We start from the raw sequence: 22815 nt of genomic DNA, 5'->3' as shown, positions 1-22815 counted from the left end.
TTTATGTATTTTAATAATATATGGAAAATATAATCTTGCTTTTCTTCAAATAAGTTAGAATATGGTCTGCTGCTTAATAGAGTGTTTTTATTTATAGCAAACTGTGATTGGGTAGAATATTTCAATAATAATTAGCTAATTGTTATATTTATCATAATGCTGATTAGTTTTATATTATTTATCAATAACAACTAAGCTCTAAATCTATTTTCTTATCATACAATGTCTATTGTTTCGCCTTGATTCTTTTGTGCGTTCCTACAGAATTATTTACTTGCGCATTCACCTTTATATAATCGCAAACTAGTGTATGAGCATCAATATAATATCTTACCAGTCGTTCATTTCAAATGAAATAGTCTGAGAATGAAGGTAGAAACATTGTGTAGAAAAATATGACGTCATATTTGGTGCTGATAGATATCTGTTTTGTTTATGACAGATATCTAATTTGAAAGAAACAGATATCTAATTTTTTATCTATACAGTTTTGTTTTTATTAGAAAAGAAAAACCACCTCAGAACTATCTTTGAGACTAAATTCTCAAAAACTAGTTTTGAAGTGATTTTCTTTCGAATATAAGCAAGAATCTGTTTACATTGTAAGTATCTGTTTTGGGTGAATTAATATATGTTCCACCTTTTATCTTTCTTATTTGCTTAGTATCCAAGCCTTAAGAACAACAGCCTGATTGCAAGTTTCGTTTTTAGCACCATACAATAATGTTACATTGCTTGCATTGAGGAGATTCTTAACATGTTGAGCAAATTGTGCCGCATCAGGATTATTATCAAGTTCAGAACAGTACTTTCGTTCGAATTCCGCAAACTTTTCATCTTCATGCCCAAACCATTTACGAAGTACTGTTGAAGGTGCAACTGTTTTATCCCATTCATCTAGACTCGCCTTAACTTTTGAAATGCCTCGTGGCCACAGGCGGTCGATGAGGAGCCGATATCCATCATCTTTCTCTGGTGAAAGATAAATACGCTTAATTCTCAATTCATTCATTTGTTTCATTATCGTCTTCTAATCTAAGATGCTGACGTATCTTCTTCGTCTTTTTTGTAGTCTTGTTCTTCTTACGATTCTTACGTGGTCTGTAGTATCCCGTCCAAAGACACCATGCAATAGCTAATCCAATAATCGCAATGTAAAATACATTAGTGCCATCTTTTAAAAAAGTATATATACGTCCAGTATGAGTCTCGAGCGCAGCCATGTGAAGAGACATCGGGAGTGTTTTAAACTGAGAAGGCATTTTCGGATAAGTTGTCCCTTTATAATAGTCGATGAGTATCGGGTCTTTGAAATCGTTACTAAATCCTACCATTGTTATATCTTTATCAATAGGTAATACTCTTGGTGCACCCGCCTGCGCATCACGATTCCATAAATAGAGACCGCTGAACGAACCGATAAGCCATTGCCCTGTTTTTACTTGGTAGAATGATGATAACCCCATAAAACTAACATTCGGCGCACCACTCACTGGTCGTGGAGTTGAGAAAAGATCCTGTAGAACATAAAAACCATTAGAGGTATAGATAAGCCAATCTTTCTTAACAAAATCATATCGGGCAGCACGTAGTTGGTCGTTCCATGGATTATTGCTACTTTGTACTGAAAGAGGTAGCGCATGTACACGACCTTTAACTATAGCAATCATTGCAGGTGGACGCAGGAACCAACCAGTTATTGTTACAAACAAAGTAAGTACAATAGTTATTCTACCTATACGCCGGTGTATCCAATATAATGTTTTTAACTGTGATTTGCCCGCACGAGATTTACGAGCTATGAAGAACCAAACACCAGAAATGCTAAGAATTATCAGAATAATAGCAACAGCATCGCCTATTATTTTGCCGATAGTACCAAAGAGCGCACCACTATGTATCAGCCATATTGTACGCATAAGTGACACTTTACCATCATAGTCGGTACCTGCTCTAAGCTGTATTTGTCTAAAAGGTTTATCCGTATTGGGGGATAACCAGATATGATTACGAGATACCACCACAACTGAATCGCCACGAGAAGTAACATCAGTTAATCGACTATCAAGACCATCAAGTTCAACAGTCTCCCACACATTATTAGATTCTAAATGATAGAGTTGGAAGTTTCCTACAGCCCATATATCGCCCGAACGAGTACGGGTTACGCTACGTATATTGCGCATCTCTACTCCGGAGGGCATACCTTTATTAAAGTCTTTTATGTTTGTCCCTAACTTGTTGGTAAGAAAAAAACCATTCTCACCATATATAATAACGCTATCTCCCTTGGCAATCGTACCACGCATTAAACCTTGATTCCAATCTTTATACTCGTAAGTGTTCGGCATAAGTGAACGAGGTACATTTATACTCGAAAACATCTCATGATGATTTAAAATTACACCTGAGACACAAAACCCTATGAGGAACAGACATAATATAAGTCCGAACCAACGATGCATTTTCTTCATTTAATTTTAAATTTTACTTCAAATTAACTAGCAAATTTAATAATGGTATTTTGTTCAGATGGTAACATTTGTTACTACGGATTGTTATTTATGTTTTATTAGTAATTTGAATATTTTTTAAAGCATTTTATCCTAATAAATGGGGATAAACTATTGACGACTTGTGCTTTTTTAACTATCTTTGCACCGAAAGATTTATATTTAGTATAATAATAGAATAAACATAATCACAATGAATTTGCGAAAGCTTACATCATGGTTTCCCGAGCTGAGTTACCGACAGAAAGTGGTTTCACTCATCTTGTCGGGTGTGATTGTGGGATTAGGAGGATTATTTTTCTATCTTCTACGTATGCAAACCTATCTTATAGGTGATGATCCCGCAGCTTGTGTAAACTGTCATATTATGACTCCTTACTACGCCACGTGGGCGCACTCAAGCCATGGGCGAGATGCAACATGTAATGATTGCCATGTACCACATTCTAGTTTTGCTGCCAAATATTTGTTTAAGGGAATGGATGGTATGAAGCACGTAGCATACTTCGTTACTAAGTCAGAGCGTCAAGCTATTATGGCAGAAGAGGCTTCGGCAGAAGTGATAATGGATAACTGTATCCGTTGTCACAAAGACCTCAATACACGAGTAGTGCGGACAGGAAAAATAGATTATATGGAAGCTCAACGCGGAGCAGGAAAAGCATGTTGGGACTGTCATCGTGAAGTTCCTCACGGTGGAATGAATACATTGAGCAGTACTCCAAATGCAGAAACACAGACGCCTATACCGTCATCTCCTGTACCACAATGGTTACAAAACTTACTTGAAAAAAAATAAAATAAAACAATATGGCTAAACAGTTAAAGAAATGGCAAGGATGGTTGCTCTTCGGCGGAGCAATGTTCATTATCTTCGCTCTTGGTATGCTCTGTTCTTCTATGTTAGAGCGTCGTGCAGAAGTTGCCTCAGTGTTTAATAACCGCCGAGTAGTGATGACTGATTCTATTGTAAGTCAGAATGAAAAGTTTGCTGAAGATTTCCCAAGAGAATATCAAACTTGGGCGATGACAGAAGATACTTCTTTTGTGAGTAAATACAACTCATCACAAGAAGCTGATGTATTAGCACAGCGTCCAGAGATGGTTATTTTATGGGATGGCTATTCATTCTCTCGTGGATATAATACACCTCGTGGACACCGTCATGCAATAGAAGACTTACGTAAAATCTTGCGTACAGGTTCACCAGGCGTAGATGGGCAAGACGACATACAACCTGGTACCTGTTGGACTTGTAAGGGTCCTGACGTTCCCCGTCTAATGCGTGAGAAAGGAAAGAATGCTTTTTATGCTGCAAAGTGGAGCACGTGGGGAAATGAAATGATGAATACTGTAGGTTGTTCAGACTGTCATGATGCGCGCACAATGGAGTTGAGACCAGCTCGCCCAGCTCTCTATGAGGCTTGGAAACGTGCCGGCAAAGATGTAAACAAAGCCAGTCATCAAGAAATGCGTTCGTTGGTTTGTGCACAGTGCCATACCGAGTATTACTTTGAAAAGGACAATGGTCAGTATCTTAAGTTTCCACAAGATAAGGGACTGACCTGCGAAGCAGCTGAAGAATATTACGACTCTATCGGCTTCTACGACTACATACACCCGCTTTCTAAAACAAAGATTTTAAAGGCTCAGCACCCTGGTTATGAGCTCTTCAAACAGGGTATTCACGGTCAGCGTGGATTGAGTTGTGCCGATTGTCACATGCCTTATGTTCAAGAAGGCGGTGTGAAGTATACAGACCACCATATTACTTCTCCATTGGCAAACATTAACCGCACTTGTCAGACTTGCCACCGTCAGAGCGAAGAGACATTAAGACGCAATGTATATGAACGTCAGGAGAAAGTGCTTCAGGTGCGCAACCGTGTAGAGAAAGAACTATCTCGTGCACACATTGAGGCTAAGTTCGCTTGGGACAAGGGGGCAAATGCGAAAGAGATGGAGCCTGTTCTTGAGGCAATACGAAAGAGTCAATGGCGTTGGGATTATGCTGTAGCTAGCCATGGAGCAAGTTTCCATGCACCACAAGAAGTTACACGTTTGCTCGCCATAGCTCTCGATTATGCACAAACAGCACGTGTTGAAATAGCTCGCGTTCTTGCACGTCATGGATACAGTAAACCTGTTCCAATGCCTGATATCTCTACAAAGGCTAAGGCTCAATCTTACATTGGACTTGATATGAAGAAGCTTAACTCTCAGAAGAAAGACTTCATTAATAATGTTGTTCCTAAATGGATTCAGACAGCAAAGAAGAATGGACGCTTTATAACTAAGCCAATGTAAAATATCATTAAGAATATTTGAATTGTATACAGGATATAAATATTATGTGGAATAAACCTTGGAAATATCGCGAGGGATTTGCAATAAGTATAGGGCTTCTGATTACAGGAGCCCTATTGCAGGTTTCTATAGGGCCTATGGAATGGCTGGTATTTATGTGGCCAGCTAATATTATTGCTCTTGCAGTACTTATTATTATGTTAGGGCTGTTTTATGCTTTTCGCCCTAAAGTATATTTGTTTCGATTTATGACGCAGGTTGAGGCTGCCGTACCAGCTCTTGCAATTGCGTCTATACTAACTGTTGTGATGGGATTAACCCGACAAGTAGCCGAAGGACACCCTGCTATAGACCCTATTGGTCTTACGCGTATGCTTAGTTTCTGGCCATTTGTTCTTATTTATTTTTGGAGCGTAATTATAGTAGCCGAAGTAGGAATACATCAGCTTGTGCATTTTCAGAAGCGCTTCATTCCTTCGCTCATTAGTCATTTAGGATTATTTATTTTCATTACTTGTGGTACATTGGGTTCTGCCGATATGCAACGCCTAAAGATGTATTGTGAAGTAGGTAAACCCGAATGGCGTGGTATTGATAGCTATCAAGAGGTTCACGAACTACCTATTGCTATTGAACTGCAGAAGTTCAGTATAGATGAGTATCCCCCTAAATTGGCTGTATTCGACAATAAGACGGGTAAGAGTCTGCCTATTGATAAACCGCAGAATATTATTATCGAGCCTGGTTTTACTTCTGGAGAATTGATGGGTTGGACCATTACTGTAAAGAAGTATATTGAAGATGCACTACCTGTGGGCATGATTAAGATGATAAAAGGTATGCCTGCACAGATGATGAATATGATGCGAATGGACAACCTTGGTATGCGCATTAATCATGCTGGCTTTGTTGAATATAAAGATAAAGGTGCTGCTACTGCTATTCTTATTAAAGCGCAAAAAGGCAATGTAGTGAAAGAGGGTTGGGTAAGCTCTGGAAGTTATATGTTTCCTATGTCGACTTTGAAACTCGACAAGAGAACCGAAATAGCTATGTCGGCTCGTGAGCCATTGCGTTACGCATCGGACGTGAACATTTATACGAAAGAAGGTAAAGCTTTCAAAACACACATAGAGGTAAACAAGCCTGTTACAATAGGAACATGGAAGATTTACCAACTAGATTTCAATAAGGAGCAAGGCAAGTGGAGCACTCTCAGCGTTTACGAACTTGTATCCGACCCTTGGCTACCGGCTACCTATGTAGGTATTTATATGCTTCTGTTAGGAGCTATTTTAATGTTTATAACTGCTGGTCGTAACAAATATAAGAAGGAGGAAGAAAAGAAATGATTGCATTTTGGAATTACTTTATATATTTTGCTGTTGTAGCTGTGTTGCTTTGGGCAACGGGTGCATACGCTGCTTGGAAAGATAGAAAGGTTGTAGCATACAGTGCCACAATAGCCGGATTGGTTGTATTCTTCAGTTATATTCTTGTTATGTGGATAACTCTCGACCGTCCTCCTATGCGTACTATGGGCGAAACTCGTTTATGGTATTCGTTCTTTTTGCCATTAGCAGGTGTTATTGTTTACAGTCGTTGGGACTACAAATGGCTCCTATCCTTCTCCACTATTCTATCTATGGTGTTTATTGGAGTTAATTTATTGAAGCCAGAAATTCATAGCAAGACACTTATGCCCGCGTTACAAAGTCCGTGGTTTGCACCGCACGTCATTATTTATATGTTTGCATACGCACTTTTGGGCGGTGCCTTTGTTATGGCGGCTTATTTGTTGTTCTTTAAGAAGAGCAAGATAGTAACTCATAAAGAACTGGATATAACCGATAATCTTGTGTATATAGGTTGGGCTTTTCTTTCATTAGGTATGCTTACAGGTGCGCTTTGGGCAAAAGATGCCTGGGGACACTATTGGGCTTGGGACCCTAAAGAAACTTGGGCTGCCGCTACTTGGTTGGCTTATCTTACCTATATTCATTACCGGTTACGAAAGAAGTGCAATCTAGAAATAGCTATGTGGATTCTAATTGTAAACTTCGCACTCTTGCAAATGTGCTGGTGGGGTATAAACTATTTGCCTTCTGCACAAGGCACCAGCGTACATACTTACAACATGCAATAGCCTGATTGGCAACAGCGCTTGTAGTATTGAAGCTATAAACGCAAAACACAGAAAAGAGGAAGTGTCAAATAGGCACTTCCTCTTTTGCTGTATAGTGCTTTCTAACTTTCTTACGGTTCTGCTAACATATTCGTATGCGTATTCTGTATTTATTAAATGCTGATTAAACAGTATTATTTACACGTAAGTAAAACTTTATTTACGTGTAAGTAAAACTTTATTTACATGTAAGTAAAACTCTACTTACACGTAAATAATAGCGTATATTGCTTATAAGAGTATTACAGAGACGTGTTAGAAGCGAAAGCACATAGTGGTAAAAGACATACACATTCGTATAGCCGTGCTCCCATATACGCCATTTAACTATAAATTCATTCGTTAGCTTGCAACACCATAGCACATTATTAGCAACATTGCTTCTCGCCTACTTTTATGTTCCTATCAGCCATCTTGGTTAATTTTTAGCCTCTCATATTAACCATAGAGCACCTTCTTAGAAATGGAAATATAATTGTTTAAATCTATTCAGAATAGGTCCATAAAGCATACTTATAGCGAAAATGCTTTTATAGGGTTTGTGTATATTGATGGAAATTAGTAATTTTGCACCAAAATAAAATGCAGCATTCGCATAAAATAGATAAATAAAAAACAACAATATAAATGAACATTTCATATAAATGGCTAAAGGAATACGTTGATTTCGACCTTACTCCAGAAGAATTAGCAACAGCGCTAACATCAACAGGATTAGAAGTTGGAAGCGTAGAAGAGGTTGAAACTATTCGAGGCGGACTGAAAGGACTGTTTGTTGGTAAGGTGCTTACCTGCGAAGAACACCCAAATTCTGACCATTTACACATTACGACCGTAGACCTTGGTAAAGGCGAGCCACAACAAATAGTGTGTGGTGCTGCTAATGTAGCCGCAGGACAAAAGGTAATAGTAGCCGACTTAGGTTGTGTCTTGTACGATGGTGAAGATTCTTTCGTAATTAAAAAAAGCAAACTGAGAGGTGTAGAAAGCCTCGGAATGATTTGTGCCGAAGACGAAATTGGTGTAGGAACAAGCCACAATGGCATTATTGTTTTGCCAGAAGATGCACAAGTGGGTATGCCCGCAGCCGAATACTATAAGGTAGAAAGCGATTGGCTTATTGAAATTGATATAACAGCCAATCGTGCCGATGCCTTAAGCCATTATGGCGTAGCACGCGATTTGTATGCATGGCTAAAACAAAACGGATACGAAACATCGTTGCACCGACCAGATTGCAGCAAGTTTAAAGTAGACAACCATAATTTACCCATAAAGGTAACTATTGAGAACACAGATGCCTGCCGACGCTATGCCTGCCTTAGCATTACCGATTGTGAAGTAAAAGAAAGTCCACAATGGCTAAAAGATAAACTCAACATTATAGGCGTTCGTCCCATCAATAATATCGTAGACATAACAAACTATATAATGATGGCTTACGGACAACCAATGCACTGCTTCGATGCAGATATGGTAACGGGTAGGCAGATTATAGTGAAAGATAACAACGAAGGCAAGAAATTCGTTACACTCGATGGCGAAGAACATACACTTGGACAACACGACCTAGCCATTTGCAATGCCGAAGAACCAATGTGCATAGCAGGAGTTTTCGGTGGAAAAGGAAGCGGAACATACGAGAACACACATAACGTAGTGTTAGAGAGTGCCTACTTCCACCCTACTTGGATTAGAAAAAGTGCACGCCGTCATGGACTCTCTACCGATGCAAGTTTTCGTTTCGAACGTGGTATCGACCCAAATGGAATCATCTATGCCCTAAAACAAGCAGCTATTCTTTGCAAAGAACTGGCTGGAGGCAAAATCAGTATGGACATTTGCGATGTATATCCAACAAAGATGGACGGATTTCCAGTTAGATTAAACTACGAATATGCCGACCGACTGATAGGAAAGAAACTTGGTGCAGACACTATTAAGAATATAGCAACAAGTTTGGAAATGCAGATAGTAAAAGAAGATTCTGAAGGAATCGACTTAATAGTGCCTCCTTATAGAGTAGATGTAAAACGTCCGTGCGATGTTGTAGAAGACATTCTGCGCATTTATGGTTACAACAACGTTGAAATACCAACCGAATTAAAATCATCGCTTACTATTGCTGAAGAAGCCGACAAAGACTTTCATCGCGAAGATATTATTAGCGAACAGCTTGTTGGTGCTGGGTTCAACGAAATTTTAAACAACTCGCTCACCGCACAGTCATACTACGAAGAAGCAAATCTTAACGCTTATCCGTGGGAACAATGCGTTAAAATACTGAATCCACTATCAAGCGACTTGGGCGTAATGCGACAAACATTGCTCTTCGGAGGCTTAGAAAGTATCCGTCGCAATATAAATAGAAAGGCAACAAACTTAAAGTTCTTCGAAGTTGGCAACACTTACAAGTATGAAAAAGAAAAGTGGAGCGAAGAAAATCCTATTAAAGCATACCAGCAAGAATACCATTTAGCACTTTGGATAACTGGTAAACGAGTACAAGGCTCGTGGGCGCATGCCGATGAAGAGAGTTCATTCTACGAACTAAAAGCAAACGTAGAGAATATTCTTCGACGTATAGGAATCGCACAAAATGCACTTACCACCGAAGCATCAGATAATAATATCTTCGATAAAGCACTAGCTTTAAAGACTCGTGGTGGTAAAACTATCGTAGAAATGGGTATCCTAAGCCATAAGCTACTAAAGAAAATGGATATTGCGCAGACAGTTTTCTATGCCGATATACATTGGACAAACTTAATGAAAGCAATTCGCAAAAATAAGTTGCAGTTCCAAGAACTATCTAAATATCCAAGTGTCAGTCGCGACTTAGCACTCTTATTAGACTCAAATATAGAGTTTGCACAAATAGAAGAGATAGCACGCCAAACAGAAAAGAAACTTCTAAAGAAGGTAGAACTCTTTGATGTGTACGAGGGTAAAAACCTTCCAGAAGGTAAGAAGAGCTACGCTGTGAATTTCATTCTTCAAGACGAGACAAAGACATTAAACGATAAGGCAATTGATGCCATTATGCAGAAATTAATTAAAAACATAACAACAAAACTCGGAGCAGAACTCCGATAAATACACAATTCCAATGGGAAGAGCATTCGAATATCGCAAGGCTACAAAGCTAAAGAGATGGGGCCACATGGCTCGAACATTCACAAAGTTAGGTAAAGAAATTGCTATTGCTGTAAAAGCTGGCGGTCCAGAACCTGAAACAAATCCACGATTGCGTGCCATTATTGCAACTTGCAAACGTGAGAATATGCCTAAAGACAATATATTGCGCGCCATAAAAAACGCAATGGGTAAAGATACAAGCGACTATAAAGAGGTGCCATACGAAGGATACGGTCCTCATGGAATAGCTATTTTCGTAGAAACCTTAACCGATAACACTACACGCACTGTAGCAGATGTACGTTCCATATTTAATAAATTTAATGGAACACTTGGTACACAAGGCTCGCTTGCATTCCTCTTCGACCATAAAGCTGTGTTTACCTTCAAAATGAAAGAAGGTATAGATATGGAAGAGCTTATACTCGACCTTATTGATTATGGCGTAGAAGATGAATTCGACCAAGACGAAGAAGAGGGAGAAATAACAATCTACGGCGAACCTACTAGCTTTGGCGAAATACAGAAACATTTAGAAGATAATGGCTTCGAAATTACTTCTGCAGAGTTTACACGTATTCCAAACGACTTAAAAGAAGTTACCGACGAAGAACGTGAAACTATTGACAAGATGGTTGATAAGTTAGAAGAGTTCGATGATGTACAGAACGTTTATACAAATATGAAACCTGCTGAGTAAAACGCTCCATCATAAGTAAAAAACATAAAGGGGGTGTGTCAAAATAACGGCACACCCCTTTGTGCGCAATAACTGCTGCATTATAGACTTTTTATAAGAAAGGTTACTATAGCTGTTCTTTGTTTTTACCAAGTAAGGCGCGCAAAAAGAAATAAGTCTCTTCTTGCAAACGGAATACAAGCCAAGACTTCTGGAATGGGATATAACCAAACTTCCTTACCAACCAGCGAGGTAAGCGGTCAACTTCAATACTTTGCCAACTTCTTCTTATAATAGCTAATCCTTGTTGTCGAGAATTCCTATCAAGTTTCTTACGATGCAAAAAGTAGAACATATAAAGTCCTATCACATTCCGCCAACGCACTTCTTCGTATATATCGAGTATCCTGTCCGAAACATTCAATGCTTTTAGTTGCTGTTTCATACTCTGGTTTGCTAACAAATAGTCGAAGCGACGTAAACTTACTCTATGCGTTACCGAACCTAAATGTTGCCTATAATAATAAATACCATTGCAAATGCGTACCTCTCGTGAGTTTAGATAATGTAGACGAGTTACATTCTCATCACTATATGCTACAGCCGATTCATCGTATGGAAAACGAAGATGCAGTTCACGCTTAACAACATAAACACCATGAATATTCCAAGTCAAACTTTCACGGAATGCCGTAAAGCCGTCTAAGGTGGTAAAAGAAGGCATAATGAAATCTACATCTTTATCACCATAGACATTTTTCACTTGAAAAAGTACTGTATCGGTTAATGGATAATGTGTAAAAACATCAAAAGCCTTTTCGCAAGCATCTTCAGACAACCAATCGTCGCTATCAACAAATGCAATATATTGTCCAGTAGAAATACGTAATCCAGCATTTCGTGCCTTGGCTATTCCTACATTTTGGGATAAGTGTACTACTTTTATCCTCTCATCTTTTTTAGCATACGCATTAAGAATACTAAGCGACGAGTCGGTAGAAGCGTCATTAACACATATAATTTCTATATTATGAAGTGTCTGCGATTGTAGAGATTTTAAGCACTTATGCAGATACTTTTCTGCATTATATACAGCTACTAAAATACTAATTGTTGCCATCTCTTTTAATTCTTCTTAATAATTTAGAAGCAACTCCCTTCCACAAATTTGCTTTCTTTCGTAGAAAAAGAAACGATATAGCTATACTTATCATAGCCAACAACAATCCCCCACCCCAATACACCAGCAGATTATCTTGCTGAGTTATCATAAAAGTTAAGAGTCCTATAGGAATCTGAATAGACGAATAAAGCAAGACACTTGAAGAGACCTTATAACCGTACTTCCATCGCGAATAAACAAATACTAATACAGCGTCTAAAAAGCCTGCAATGGTTATCGCCCACCCAGCTCCAACTAAACCGAGCCTATTAAAATTCAGAATTACAGCAATCACTAATATTACATCGTATACAGCTTCTAAAAGTAAATAAGAGGTAGAATCGCCTTTTGCCAATGGTATATACTGCACTGGCAACTTTATAGCTCTAAAATACATAGCAAGCATAATGACTTGCATCATACCCAAAGCGGGCATAAATTTACCTGTATATAATAGAGGAAGCAATATAGGAAGAAACAAAGAGAATAGCACTAATAGCGGTGAAACCAACAACAACATAACTTCTATTTGTCTGTTCACAATCTGATTAAATGTAAATAGGTAATGATTAACACCCGAAAGACGAGGGAAAAAGTCGGTTTCCATTGCTGCAAACACCATACCTACATAAGTCATCGTCATCATATAGCCAGCATTAAACAAACCTACTGTATCAATATTCGCCACATTATTTATATAGCTACGAATCAAAAAATCTGCCCCTGAGCCTAAAATACCTGCAATAACAAATGCTATTCCAAGCCGTAGCATACCCACTCCTCCACGCATATTTTGCCAACGGTTCATTAAACGCAAGGGATAAATACGATATGAATAAGCTATTGTAAGAGCAAACTGAATAAGTGCCATTATTACCAATGACGGTACAATTGCTTTTTCGCGAAAGAAGTAATATAACGGAACAGAAGAAATTAATGCACCTAACACATTTAAAATAGAGATTATAGCTAACTTCTTTAACTCTCTAAGACCTTTTAATATTGCAAGCTCTCCACCCGACAATGCCATTAAAGCAACAATAGGCGAAAGAAGAATGAAGTGCAAGCGGTGCCCGTCCCACGAAAAAGTAAATTTGCTTAATAACGGACTCAACACGATGCATAGAAACATCCCTAACAGTCCAGCTAGCAAACTCCACGAACGTACTAACTTCACGGTATTTGCCAACTTTTCTTCATCGCTCTTATCGAAATATTCAGATATATTCTTAACTGCACTGATAGATATGCCAAAATTGGTAGAGTCGCTCATTAATTTCAAAGTAGAATTAAACAACGATATAAGCCCCATTCCTTCTGGTCCTAAAATCATTGCAACCAACTTATTTCGTACGACACCAACTAATATATTTAACCCCTGAACTCCACCAAAGAGCCCAGTATATCGCAGAATATGCCCGTAGCTGTCTGTCTTTTTCATTAATCTTTAAACGTAATTTAAAAGTTTTTATTATTTTTGCAACAAGGAAATTTATGGAGCTAAGCATTGTTATACCTATTTATAATGTAGAGAGAACGCTTCAGCGATGTATTGATAGCGTTTTAGGACAATCGTTTCAAGATTTTGAAATGATACTGGTTGATGATGGCTCTAAAGATAACTCCTCTGTAATGGCAGACGAAATTGCCCAATCAGACAGCAGAATTAGCGTTATACACCAAAGCAACCAAGGACTCTCTGCTGCACGAAACACAGGTATAAAGGTTGCGAAGGGAAAATATATCACGTTTATAGACTCTGACGACTTTATAGCACAAGATACTTATAAAGGGATTATAGATTTGTTGAATGCGCACCCTGAATATGATATTCTTGAATTTTCGGTTATCGAAAGATACGGTTCGAAAGCACAAAACACATTAATATTAGACGATTGTGTTTATCAAAACAAACAAGAGTATTGGCTGAAAGGACAGGCTTATCGCCATACTTATGCATGGAACAAAATATATAAACGTGAACTGTTTACCAATATTGAATTTCCCAAAGGTAAGAACTTCGAAGATGCACACACGCTGCCGAAACTTATGGCTATAGCAAAGACCATTGCAACCACTAGTAGAGGAACATACTATTATTGTTGGAATAACGAAGGGATTACCGCTAATGCTAATGGACAAGACTTAACGAGTCTGTTAGAAGCACATTTAGAATACATAATAAATGGTAATAATGATATTGATGCTACTTATTACGCACATATTTTAAATATTCAGTTAGATGTTTACGAAGCTACCAGACACGCACCAGTGTTACCCATTCGTCCTTTCTATAGTAGCTTTAAACTAATATTACTTCATCTCTTAGGAATAAAACGCTTATGCAAACTCAACACCATCTTCCACAAAGCGATAAAACTCTACCGCTAATCAGTTTTATCATAACCTATTACAACGAACCTATTGATATGATAAAGAAATGTATCGATAGTATTCTTAAACTCACGCTTAGCGCGGAAGAACGTGAGATTATTGTTATTGATGATGGCTCAGACAATTCACCACTCAACTTATTGGCAGAAATTGCGAACCAGATGATATATATTAGGCAACCCAATCAAGGACTTAGTCAAGCCCGAAACACTGGTATTGCAATGGCAAAGGGACAATATATTCAGTTTATAGATGCTGATGACTTTCTTATATCTGGTAACTACGATAAGTGTCTAGACTTTATAAGATTTAAAGATGCCGATATTGTTCTTTTTGATTTTGCTACCAAAGATACATCAAACATACAACTTGCAAACAACGAGGTCGTCTCTGGCTCTGAGTATATGCACAATAACAATTTGAGAGCATCGGCATGCGGATATATTTTTAGGAAGAATATATTGGTAAATTTGCGTTTTACAAAAGGTATCTTACACGAAGACGAAGAGTTTACCCCACAGCTCTTTATTTGTGCCGATAGGGTTTACAACACTAAGGTGCAAGCCTATTTTTACAGGAAACGTAAAGAATCTATAACGCATAAAAAGGATAAACGTTGGATACTAATGCGGTTGCAAGATACCGAACAGATTATAAAGACTTTGCAAGGCAAAGCCGACCTTATGCCTGCTAAAGATAGAATGGCAATGTTACGCCGTGTAGCACAACTAACAATGGATTATATTTACAATGTTATTGTTCTAACACGCGATGAACAATATCTAAATCACGTTATTTTACGGCTTGAGAAACGAGGACTATTTCCTCTTCCAAAGAAGAACTACACACGGAAATATAGATTATTTTCTGCGTTAATTAACTCTGGATTTGGACGGAAAATTCTTATTCGTACTTTACCTAATCGTCATTAGAAATACTATAACACAAATGAAGATATTATTGATTGGCGAGTACAGCAACGTGCACAACTCTTTGAAAGCTGGTTTAGAACGCTTAGGGCATAAAGTTGTTGTTGCTTCAAATGGTGATTATTGGAAGGCATATCCTCGTGATATTAACCTTGTCCGACCGTCAGGACGATTTGCTGGACTTCGGCTTTTACTTCATCTACTCGCTAATCTACACAAGTTGCGTGGCTACGATATTGTGCAAATAATCAACCCTGTCTTTATCGACCTAAAAGCAAAACGTATTCAACCTATATACAACTACTTGCGTCGTCATAACAAAAAGATTATAATGGGAGCTTTTGGTATGGACTACTATTGGGTGTACGTTAATAGTACAACTATGCCTTTGCGATATAGCGACTTTAACATTGGCAAGACACTACGAACTAACAAAGATGCCATTATAGAACAACACGATTGGATAAATACCGATAAAGAAAAGCTGAACAAAACTATTGCAAACGATTGTGATGGCATTGTGGCAGGATTGTACGAATACAAAGTTTGCTATCAGCAATTTTTTCCCAAGAAAACAGTCTTTATTCCCTTCCCTATCATTACCGAAGGGAAGAATGCAAAAGCAGAACGACTAGATGGACCTCTTAAACTTTTTATAGGAATAAGCAAGAATCGCTCTGAATATAAAGGTACAGACATTATGCTCCGTGCAGCAAAAGCCGTTAAGGCAGATTATCCAGAACTATTGGAATTACGCATTGCCGAAGGAATTCCATTCAATGAATACGTAAAACTAATGGAAGGTTCTGACGCTATACTCGATCAACTTTATAGCTACACTCCATCAATGAATCCATTGGAAGCTATGAGTAGAGGTATTATATGCATTGGAGGAGGCGAGCCCGAAAACTACGAAATATTAAACGAAACACTACTCCACCCCATCATAAACGTCCAGCCTAATTATGAAAGCTGTTACGAACAAATAAAATTATTGACACTCCACCCCGAACGTATACCACAGTTACAACAAGAAAGTATCGATTATATCCGGAAACATCACGATTACATAAAAATAGCAAAGCAATACGAAGCTTTCTATAGGTCTATTTTAGAGAAATAAAAGTAGTATAAATAAGTCGGGATTTTATAAGTAGCACTTACTGTTTATTCACTAATTGAATAGAAGGTATCTGATGTTTATAAAAGTTCTCATATACTGTTGTCTTTTTTCAGACATCTGTAATGATCGCCTCAGATATCTGTAACATTCGTCTCAGATATCTGTTAGTAGCAATTTAGATATCATAAACAAAAACAACCGTTATGGTATTATGTCATTCAGATGAAAACTAAATACTTTTAGTTAAAACTTTTGGAAGTGTTATAGAGTAAAGGTAGTTCGTTGTTTAATTATTTGTAATTCTAAGAGTTTTAAACTTTATAAAGTTTGATTTAATCATTTCATATTCTTTCATATATTGTTCTTTCTTGTGGTGTTATGTCTACACTATCGCTGAATTGTAGCCCCTTTAATCCAGTTTCAAACAATGCAATTTTAACGTTCTCACTAACAACAATACTTCTGTGCATTTCTTCACAACGCACGACGTAAGCATTGTTGTCGTTAAAGATGTTCTTTCTAAGTTTCATATAATAGAACATATAATCTGGATTATTTCTGTCGAAATTCATTAGGCGGAATTCGCTGTTTTCTAAATCAACACATTTCATTCGGCGTGGTAAATTCATAGCGTAAAAACCCTCAACCTTTTCATCGCCACAAAATAAGTCTACATCAAAAAACTGAATGTCTCCCGTTAGCGATTCTAACACATCTTTTAATCGTTTACATACTAATTCAGGACCTGCCGATTCCAATAATACGGCAGACTTTATTTTCTTTAAGTTTGACCTTTTGGGAATGTTATAGAACAACGGTAATTCTTCGCTTGGTAGAAGTTCTCCTTTGAAAAATTCTTTGTAATCTATAGAAATATCATTTTCGTAAACCACCCACCCATTCGTGTTCGCTGTAGTTGTTAAAATATATCCATTCATAATTTTATTTTATCTATTTATTCTTCACTGAATAATCTTCTATCAAAGATTTCTTTTTAGGCTCTAGTTTGCATTTGTCTACAAAATAGTTTTAAGCCACTCAAACACCTTTCTTGCAAATTTTGATGTTTCAATATCCTTAGGAAGAACCAAAGTTATGCTATTACTATCTGAAGAATAGTTACTATTAAATATAAGTAAAAATGGACCTTCGCCAGAATCCTTATTGGTATAAAATCCTTTTTCGTCCATAAGATCGAACATATATTTATTTTTAGCAACATATATATCCGTTGTTTCGTCTTCATCGTCAATAACATAATGAGGATTAGTCCATAATGAGAAAGAATTCTTCACGTCTTGGATAAACACTTCTTGCTTTTTCTGTGTATATAGAACGTAATCAATACCTGTAAACATAACTTATTTTCATTTCTTATATGATTTAGAACCTATCCTTTCTTATCCATTGTAACAGCTAAAACTCCTTATATTATTATAAATGGGCAGTCTCTATTGTACATTGTCAGTCTAAAGTTTAAGAAGGAAATAATGGATTGAAATATAGTGTTACTCTATAAAGGCATCATAATTTCCATTGCGAAGCAACATAGGAAAGTTACGTCGATATTTATAAAGTGAGTAAGATTCTGTTTCGCCTGGCGTAAAATTATATTGGTGAGTAGCTTGATATTGTGCAGTAGCATTATTTTCCTCAACTAATAAATTCATTAAACAAGGTTGTCCCAAAAACATTGCAATAAGCATATTATAACAATACTTATAACCTTGTCCTGCCATGTAACTTAATTTCAAACCCTCTTTTCCAACTGATAAGCCTTCATGTTCGGGCTGATCATCTCCTTCAGTATTGCGAATAATATTAGCGTACACCCATCTTTTATTTTTATATTCAATAATAAGTAGACGATCGGTATAGATAGAATCAGCAATGTCCTCTCTGTTCGCTGTCATTGTAACAGGTGAAAGTATAGCAGCGTGTAATCCTTTGAAAGTAGCTTCTGCACTTTTTATATAGAATTTTGATATTGTAAACCCATTCCATTTATAATATCCAGCAAAGCTTTTTGGAATAGAGATGCTTAGTTGTATTGTATCATTCTGGAATTTCATTAGATGCTGAATGGGCTTGTTTAAATAATTTGCAACAGTATCAGCCTCAACATCATAACCATATTCGTCTAATGTGTCCAATGCCAATTTCTCATTCATTCTAACAAAGTTAAGCTGAGAGTTAGTTGCAAAGCAGTTGCTAGCAAGTATTAATAAAAATATTAAGAATTTATATTTCATATTCTTTAGTCTTTTATTTCAACTTTGTTATAAGATATTTTCCTGTCAAGCTATTTTTATTGCGAGCTATCTCTTCAGGAGTACCACACGCAACTAATTTACCACCATTATCTCCACCATCTGGACCAATATCTAAAATATAGTCGGCACACTTAATTACATCAAGGTTATGTTCTATGACTAACACTGAATGTCCCTTTGAAATAAGCGCATCAAAAGCCTGCAATAAGCGCTTTATATCGTGGAAATGCAGTCCTGTTGTTGGTTCATCAAAAATAAACAGCGATGGTTCTTGTCGTTCTTTTCCAATAAAGTATGCAAGTTTCACACGTTGATTTTCGCCACCAGATAGTGTCGATGAACTTTGTCCAAGCTTTATATAACCTAATCCCACATCTTCCAAAGGTTGTAATCGAGCTACAATAGTTTTTTGTTTATTAATTGTGAAGAACTGTATAGCTTCTGAAACCGTCATATCTAGAATATCATTAATATTCTTTCCAGCAAAGGTAACATCAAGAATTTCTCGTTTAAAACGCTTACCATGACATTCTTCACATTCTAAAACTAAATCTGCCATAAATTGCATTTCTATTGTAATAACTCCTGCGCCTTTACATTCTTCACATCTTCCTCCGTCAGCATTAAAAGAAAAGAACTGTGGTGTATAGCCCATTTGTTTTGAAAGTTGTTGGTCGGCAAATAGCTTTCTAATTTCATCGTATGCCTTAACGTATGTTGCAGGATTAGAACGTGTACTTTTCCCTATTGGGTTTTGGTCTACAAATTCTACATGAGCTATTTTATCTAAATCACCTGTCAGCGAAGAATATTCTCCTGGTAAATCTGCTACTTCGTCAAGACGTCTTTTCAATGCTGGATATAAAGTTCCTTTTATAAGCGATGATTTACCGCTTCCACTAACTCCAGTTACTACAGTGAGAACATTGAGTGGTATCTTTACATCTAACCCCTTTAAATTATTTATTCGACAACCTTTTATTTCTATGGATAAATTCCATGGGCGACGGCTCAGTGGTACTTCTATAGTTTCTGCACCTGTAAGATATTTTATTGTATACGAATTGGGATAAGTTTCTAATAAATTAGCTTTATTAGCATCATTAATTTCTGGCACAATACCATTATATACAATATGTCCACCCAAACGTCCAGCATCAGGTCCTACATCAATAAGATAATCAGCAGAACGTATTATCTCCTCATCGTGTTCTACTACAATTACAGTATTTCCAATGGCTTTTAATTCTTCTAATACATGAATAAGTCGTTCAGTATCGCGACTATGTAGTCCTATACTTGGTTCATCTAATATATATAGTGAGCCTACTAATGAAGAACTTAACGATGTAGTAAGATTTATACGCTGACTTTCGCCTCCACTAAGTGTATTAGATTGACGGTTAAGTGTAAGATAACCCAATCCTACTTCTACAAGAAACTGAATACGGTTAGTTATTTCTAACAACAATCGTCTACTAATATCTTTTTCTTGTTCTGTTAGTCGTATATTATCGAACCATTCTTTTAAGTTGATAATAGGCATCTCTACTAAATCGGTGATAGCTTTTCCGTTTATCTTAACCCATGTTGCTTCTTTCTTTAATCGTCGTCCATAGCAATCGGGACAAATAGTTCGACCTCTATATCTGCTTAAAAGTACACGATATTGAATTTTGTATTGATTATCTTTTACCATTTGAAAGAAAGAATCAATACAAATTTTGTCTGAAAGTGGATTATCTGCTTCACTTGGAAGTCCATGCCATAGTTGTTTCTTTTCTGTTTGCGATAATTCAAAATAAGGCTTGAATATTGGAAAGTTGTCTTTTGCAGCTCTACGACAAAACTCATCGTGCCACACTTTCATTTTTTCACCGTGCCAACATTGTACACAACCATCGTAAACAGAAAGCGAACTATTTGGAATAACCAAACGCTCATCAATCCCAATAATGTGTCCAAAACCTTCGCAGGTAGGGCAAGCTCCTAATGGAGAGTTGAAAGAAAACATATTGTCGTTAGGTTCTTCAAACTTAATGCCATCTGCTTCGAAACGTGTAGAGAAGTCGTAAGTAACTTTAGATGGTAATAGTAACAGTTGTAACATTCCATCGCCTTCAAAAAAAGCTGTTTCACAAGAATCGGTAAGACGTGATATTGTTTCTTTATTATCGGTGAAAGTTAAGCGATCGATAACAAGATAAATATTACCAGCATTCTCTTCATTCTTTTCATCGTTTGATTCCAACCAATCTTCAATACGCACAATATCACCAGCAACATAAATACGTGCATAACCTTCCTGAACTTCCATTTCAAGTTGGGTTCTTATACTCCTACCCTCTTGAACATTTAATGGAGCAAGAATACAAAATTTCGTACCAGCAGAAAAACTTTTAACTTTTTCTATGACATCTTCTACCGTATGTCGTTTTACTTCTTCTCCTGTTTTAGGGCTAAAAGTTCGTCCTATTCGTGCATAAAGTAATCGTAGGTATTCGTATATTTCTGTTGAAGTTCCAACAGTTGAACGTGGATTTCGTGCTATAACTTTTTGTTCGATTGCAATAGCTGGTGGGAGTCCCTTTATAAAATCTACTTCAGGTTTCGACATTCTGCCTAAAAACTGACGAGCGTATGCCGATAAACTTTCAACATATCTGCGTTGTCCCTCTGCATAAAGTGTATCGAATGCTAACGATGACTTACCAGAGCCCGACACTCCTGCTATAATTATAAATTTCTCACGGGGTATCTTTACATTTATATTGGCTAAGTTGTTTACTTTAGCACCTTTTATTTCTATATAATTATCTTCCTGTTTACTCTTTTTCTCCATTTGCATTGGTAAGTCTATATCTTTTCAATGCACAAAAATACAAAAAACTTTTGGTATCCTATTCAGAATATCGTATATTTGCACCATGTTCATTATAAAAAAGGTTACTACAATCTTATTCTATAATCATAATTTAGAATTAACGTAATATCTTTAAAAAACATAGGAGAAATAGTTATGGGAAATAAAAATAACATTATACACAATTTTGCCGATCCTGTTGAAGAACGTCAGATTAGACATTTCGCTTGCAAGGAAATGGGCAGACAAATACACCGTTATATAAAAGGAATGTGCGGTTCTAAAGAACAGATGTTACGTTTTGAAAAATCGTTAGAAGACCTTTCGTTAGAAGAAAGAGAAAAAGCTATCGCACTTTATTTAGATTTAAACCGCAAGGCACTGAAAGGACTTGATATGAAAATGGTATTAGTTCGTTCGATAGCTAATTATTCTGATACCTTCGAATATCTGCTTACCTTAGTGAACGATAAACGTAAAATGGCTAACTATCTGGAATTACTAAAAGAAACCTATATTCAGTATCATCAAGTTGTAGAAAAAGATGGTAAATTTGGCATTGTAGATTATCGAGGAAATACAATATTAAGTACTAAATATGAATTTGTTAGAACGTGCTATGTATATGTTGATGATTTACGAACTATGCCTGTTATAGCACAATTAAATGGAAAATTAGGCTTGGTTCTGCCAGATGGAAAAGATACATTGGTTACTCCATTCAAATACGACAGTATTTCGCTCAGAGAAGAGCCTCCATACTTTGAAGCCGAATATGATGGAAAAAAAATACTCTTAACAACTGATGGTGTAGAAAAATAATAAATACCGATAAAAAACAATATAAATTTAATGGACATTTGGAAGATTAAGAAATCTCTAAATGTCCTTTTTTCTTATTAAACATAAAAGGTCTCTCACATCTTTCGCTTTCTCAAGACTGTTTTGTACGAATATTCTCGCAACCAGCTAATGAATAAAGGCTCTCTATATACAAGTTAGCCATAATCTTAAAATGATAATGGTTTATATTAGAATTATAATCTTCTTGTATTACTTACATACAAAGCCCACAGCTTGTTTTATTTAGCACAGCAAAAATAGAGAAATACTTGCTAAATATTCTCAACCTCAATAATAAAAAAGCCACTACATCTACTTTTAATTAAAACGTAGATAAATCATAATTATAAAATTAAAAAATATAATTATAAATCCTAAATTTTATATTACAAATTTTTGATAATAT

18 protein-coding genes are annotated in these 22815 nt (G+C 36.7%); 10 read left to right on the top strand and 8 right to left on the bottom strand.

The features are described 5' to 3' along the window. Positions 1 to 652 precede the first annotated feature (652 nt). Together HMPREF9144_RS05475 and HMPREF9144_RS05470 are read right to left on the bottom strand one after the other, a co-directional pair. Positions 653 to 1012, bottom strand: a complete 360-nt coding sequence (locus tag HMPREF9144_RS05475) for a DUF488 domain-containing protein (protein WP_040595587.1) — start codon at positions 1010 to 1012, stop codon at positions 653 to 655. Then, positions 1005 to 2474, bottom strand: a complete 1470-nt coding sequence (locus HMPREF9144_RS05470; protein WP_006044907.1) for a PepSY domain-containing protein — start codon at positions 2472 to 2474, stop codon at positions 1005 to 1007. Before HMPREF9144_RS05470 ends, HMPREF9144_RS05475 begins: the two co-directional genes overlap by 8 nt. Before the next feature lie 232 nt (positions 2475 to 2706). Here HMPREF9144_RS05470 and nrfH point away from each other — a divergent pair, with 232 nt between their 5' ends. From nrfH to HMPREF9144_RS05440, 6 genes are all read left to right on the top strand, one after another. Next, complete coding sequence (gene nrfH, locus HMPREF9144_RS05465; RefSeq protein WP_006044906.1) at positions 2707 to 3312, top strand: cytochrome c nitrite reductase small subunit; 606 nt, start codon at positions 2707 to 2709, stop codon at positions 3310 to 3312. An 11-nt stretch (positions 3313 to 3323) separates the two neighbouring features. Further along, positions 3324 to 4820 (top strand): ammonia-forming cytochrome c nitrite reductase, encoded by a 1497-nt coding sequence (gene nrfA, locus HMPREF9144_RS05460; RefSeq protein ID WP_006044905.1) that lies wholly within the window; start codon positions 3324 to 3326, stop codon positions 4818 to 4820. Between the two features lie 44 nt (positions 4821 to 4864). Then, positions 4865 to 6172, top strand: coding sequence for a cytochrome c biogenesis ResB family protein (locus HMPREF9144_RS05455; protein ID WP_006044904.1), 1308 nt, complete (start codon positions 4865 to 4867; stop codon positions 6170 to 6172). Next, on the top strand, positions 6169 to 6966 hold the full coding sequence (gene ccsA / locus HMPREF9144_RS05450; RefSeq protein WP_006044903.1) for a cytochrome c biogenesis protein CcsA: 798 nt from the start codon (positions 6169 to 6171) through the stop codon (positions 6964 to 6966). Before HMPREF9144_RS05455 ends, ccsA begins: the two co-directional genes overlap by 4 nt. Before the next feature lie 666 nt (positions 6967 to 7632). After that, positions 7633 to 10101 (top strand): phenylalanine--tRNA ligase subunit beta, encoded by a 2469-nt coding sequence (gene pheT, locus HMPREF9144_RS05445; protein WP_006044901.1) that lies wholly within the window; start codon positions 7633 to 7635, stop codon positions 10099 to 10101. 13 nt (positions 10102 to 10114) lie between these two features. Then, positions 10115 to 10843, top strand: coding sequence for a YebC/PmpR family DNA-binding transcriptional regulator (locus HMPREF9144_RS05440; RefSeq protein ID WP_006044900.1), 729 nt, complete (start codon positions 10115 to 10117; stop codon positions 10841 to 10843). A gap of 106 nt (positions 10844 to 10949) precedes the next feature. Here HMPREF9144_RS05440 and HMPREF9144_RS05435 read toward each other — a convergent pair whose 3' ends face one another. Then, a complete protein-coding gene (locus HMPREF9144_RS05435) occupies positions 10950 to 11942 on the bottom strand; it encodes a glycosyltransferase family 2 protein (RefSeq protein ID WP_006044899.1) in 993 nt (330 codons plus the stop codon). Beyond that, complete coding sequence (locus HMPREF9144_RS05430; protein ID WP_006044898.1) at positions 11929 to 13425, bottom strand: oligosaccharide flippase family protein; 1497 nt, start codon at positions 13423 to 13425, stop codon at positions 11929 to 11931. Before HMPREF9144_RS05430 ends, HMPREF9144_RS05435 begins: the two co-directional genes overlap by 14 nt. A 53-nt stretch (positions 13426 to 13478) precedes the next feature. Here HMPREF9144_RS05430 and HMPREF9144_RS05425 point away from each other — a divergent pair, with 53 nt between their 5' ends. Genes HMPREF9144_RS05425 through HMPREF9144_RS05415 form a run of 3 tightly spaced genes read left to right on the top strand, consistent with a single transcriptional unit; the run spans position 13479 to position 16430 of the window. Continuing rightward, positions 13479 to 14375 carry a glycosyltransferase family 2 protein gene (locus HMPREF9144_RS05425; RefSeq protein ID WP_006044897.1) on the top strand — a complete coding sequence of 299 codons (897 nt, stop codon included), beginning with the start codon at positions 13479 to 13481 and terminating at the stop codon, positions 14373 to 14375. After that, complete coding sequence (locus HMPREF9144_RS05420; protein ID WP_006044896.1) at positions 14327 to 15310, top strand: glycosyltransferase family 2 protein; 984 nt, start codon at positions 14327 to 14329, stop codon at positions 15308 to 15310. The genes HMPREF9144_RS05425 and HMPREF9144_RS05420 overlap by 49 nt, the downstream gene beginning before the upstream one ends. Before the next feature lie 16 nt (positions 15311 to 15326). Next, positions 15327 to 16430, top strand: coding sequence for a glycosyltransferase family protein (locus tag HMPREF9144_RS05415; protein WP_006044895.1), 1104 nt, complete (start codon positions 15327 to 15329; stop codon positions 16428 to 16430). A 341-nt stretch (positions 16431 to 16771) separates the two neighbouring features. Here HMPREF9144_RS05415 and HMPREF9144_RS05410 read toward each other — a convergent pair whose 3' ends face one another. The 4 genes from HMPREF9144_RS05410 to uvrA form a co-directional block, all read right to left on the bottom strand. Further along, positions 16772 to 17368, bottom strand: coding sequence for an imm11 family protein (locus tag HMPREF9144_RS05410; protein ID WP_006044894.1), 597 nt, complete (start codon positions 17366 to 17368; stop codon positions 16772 to 16774). A gap of 78 nt (positions 17369 to 17446) precedes the next feature. Continuing rightward, positions 17447 to 17788 (bottom strand): hypothetical protein, encoded by a 342-nt coding sequence (locus tag HMPREF9144_RS05405; RefSeq protein WP_006044893.1) that lies wholly within the window; start codon positions 17786 to 17788, stop codon positions 17447 to 17449. A 150-nt stretch (positions 17789 to 17938) separates the two neighbouring features. Beyond that, a complete protein-coding gene (locus HMPREF9144_RS05400) occupies positions 17939 to 18682 on the bottom strand; it encodes a hypothetical protein (protein ID WP_006044892.1) in 744 nt (247 codons plus the stop codon). 13 nt (positions 18683 to 18695) lie between these two features. Further along, positions 18696 to 21551 carry an excinuclease ABC subunit UvrA gene (gene uvrA, locus HMPREF9144_RS05395; protein WP_006044891.1) on the bottom strand — a complete coding sequence of 952 codons (2856 nt, stop codon included), beginning with the start codon at positions 21549 to 21551 and terminating at the stop codon, positions 18696 to 18698. A gap of 171 nt (positions 21552 to 21722) precedes the next feature. Between uvrA and HMPREF9144_RS05390 the strand changes: the two genes are divergently transcribed. Next, positions 21723 to 22388, top strand: a complete 666-nt coding sequence (locus HMPREF9144_RS05390; protein WP_006044890.1) for a hypothetical protein — start codon at positions 21723 to 21725, stop codon at positions 22386 to 22388. The last annotated feature ends 427 nt before the right edge of the window (positions 22389 to 22815 follow it).

The organism is Prevotella pallens ATCC 700821 (assembly GCF_000220255.1).
GTDB classification, from domain to species: Bacteria; Bacteroidota; Bacteroidia; order Bacteroidales; family Bacteroidaceae; genus Prevotella; species Prevotella pallens.
This window is presented reverse-complemented; position numbering and strand designations above follow the sequence as displayed.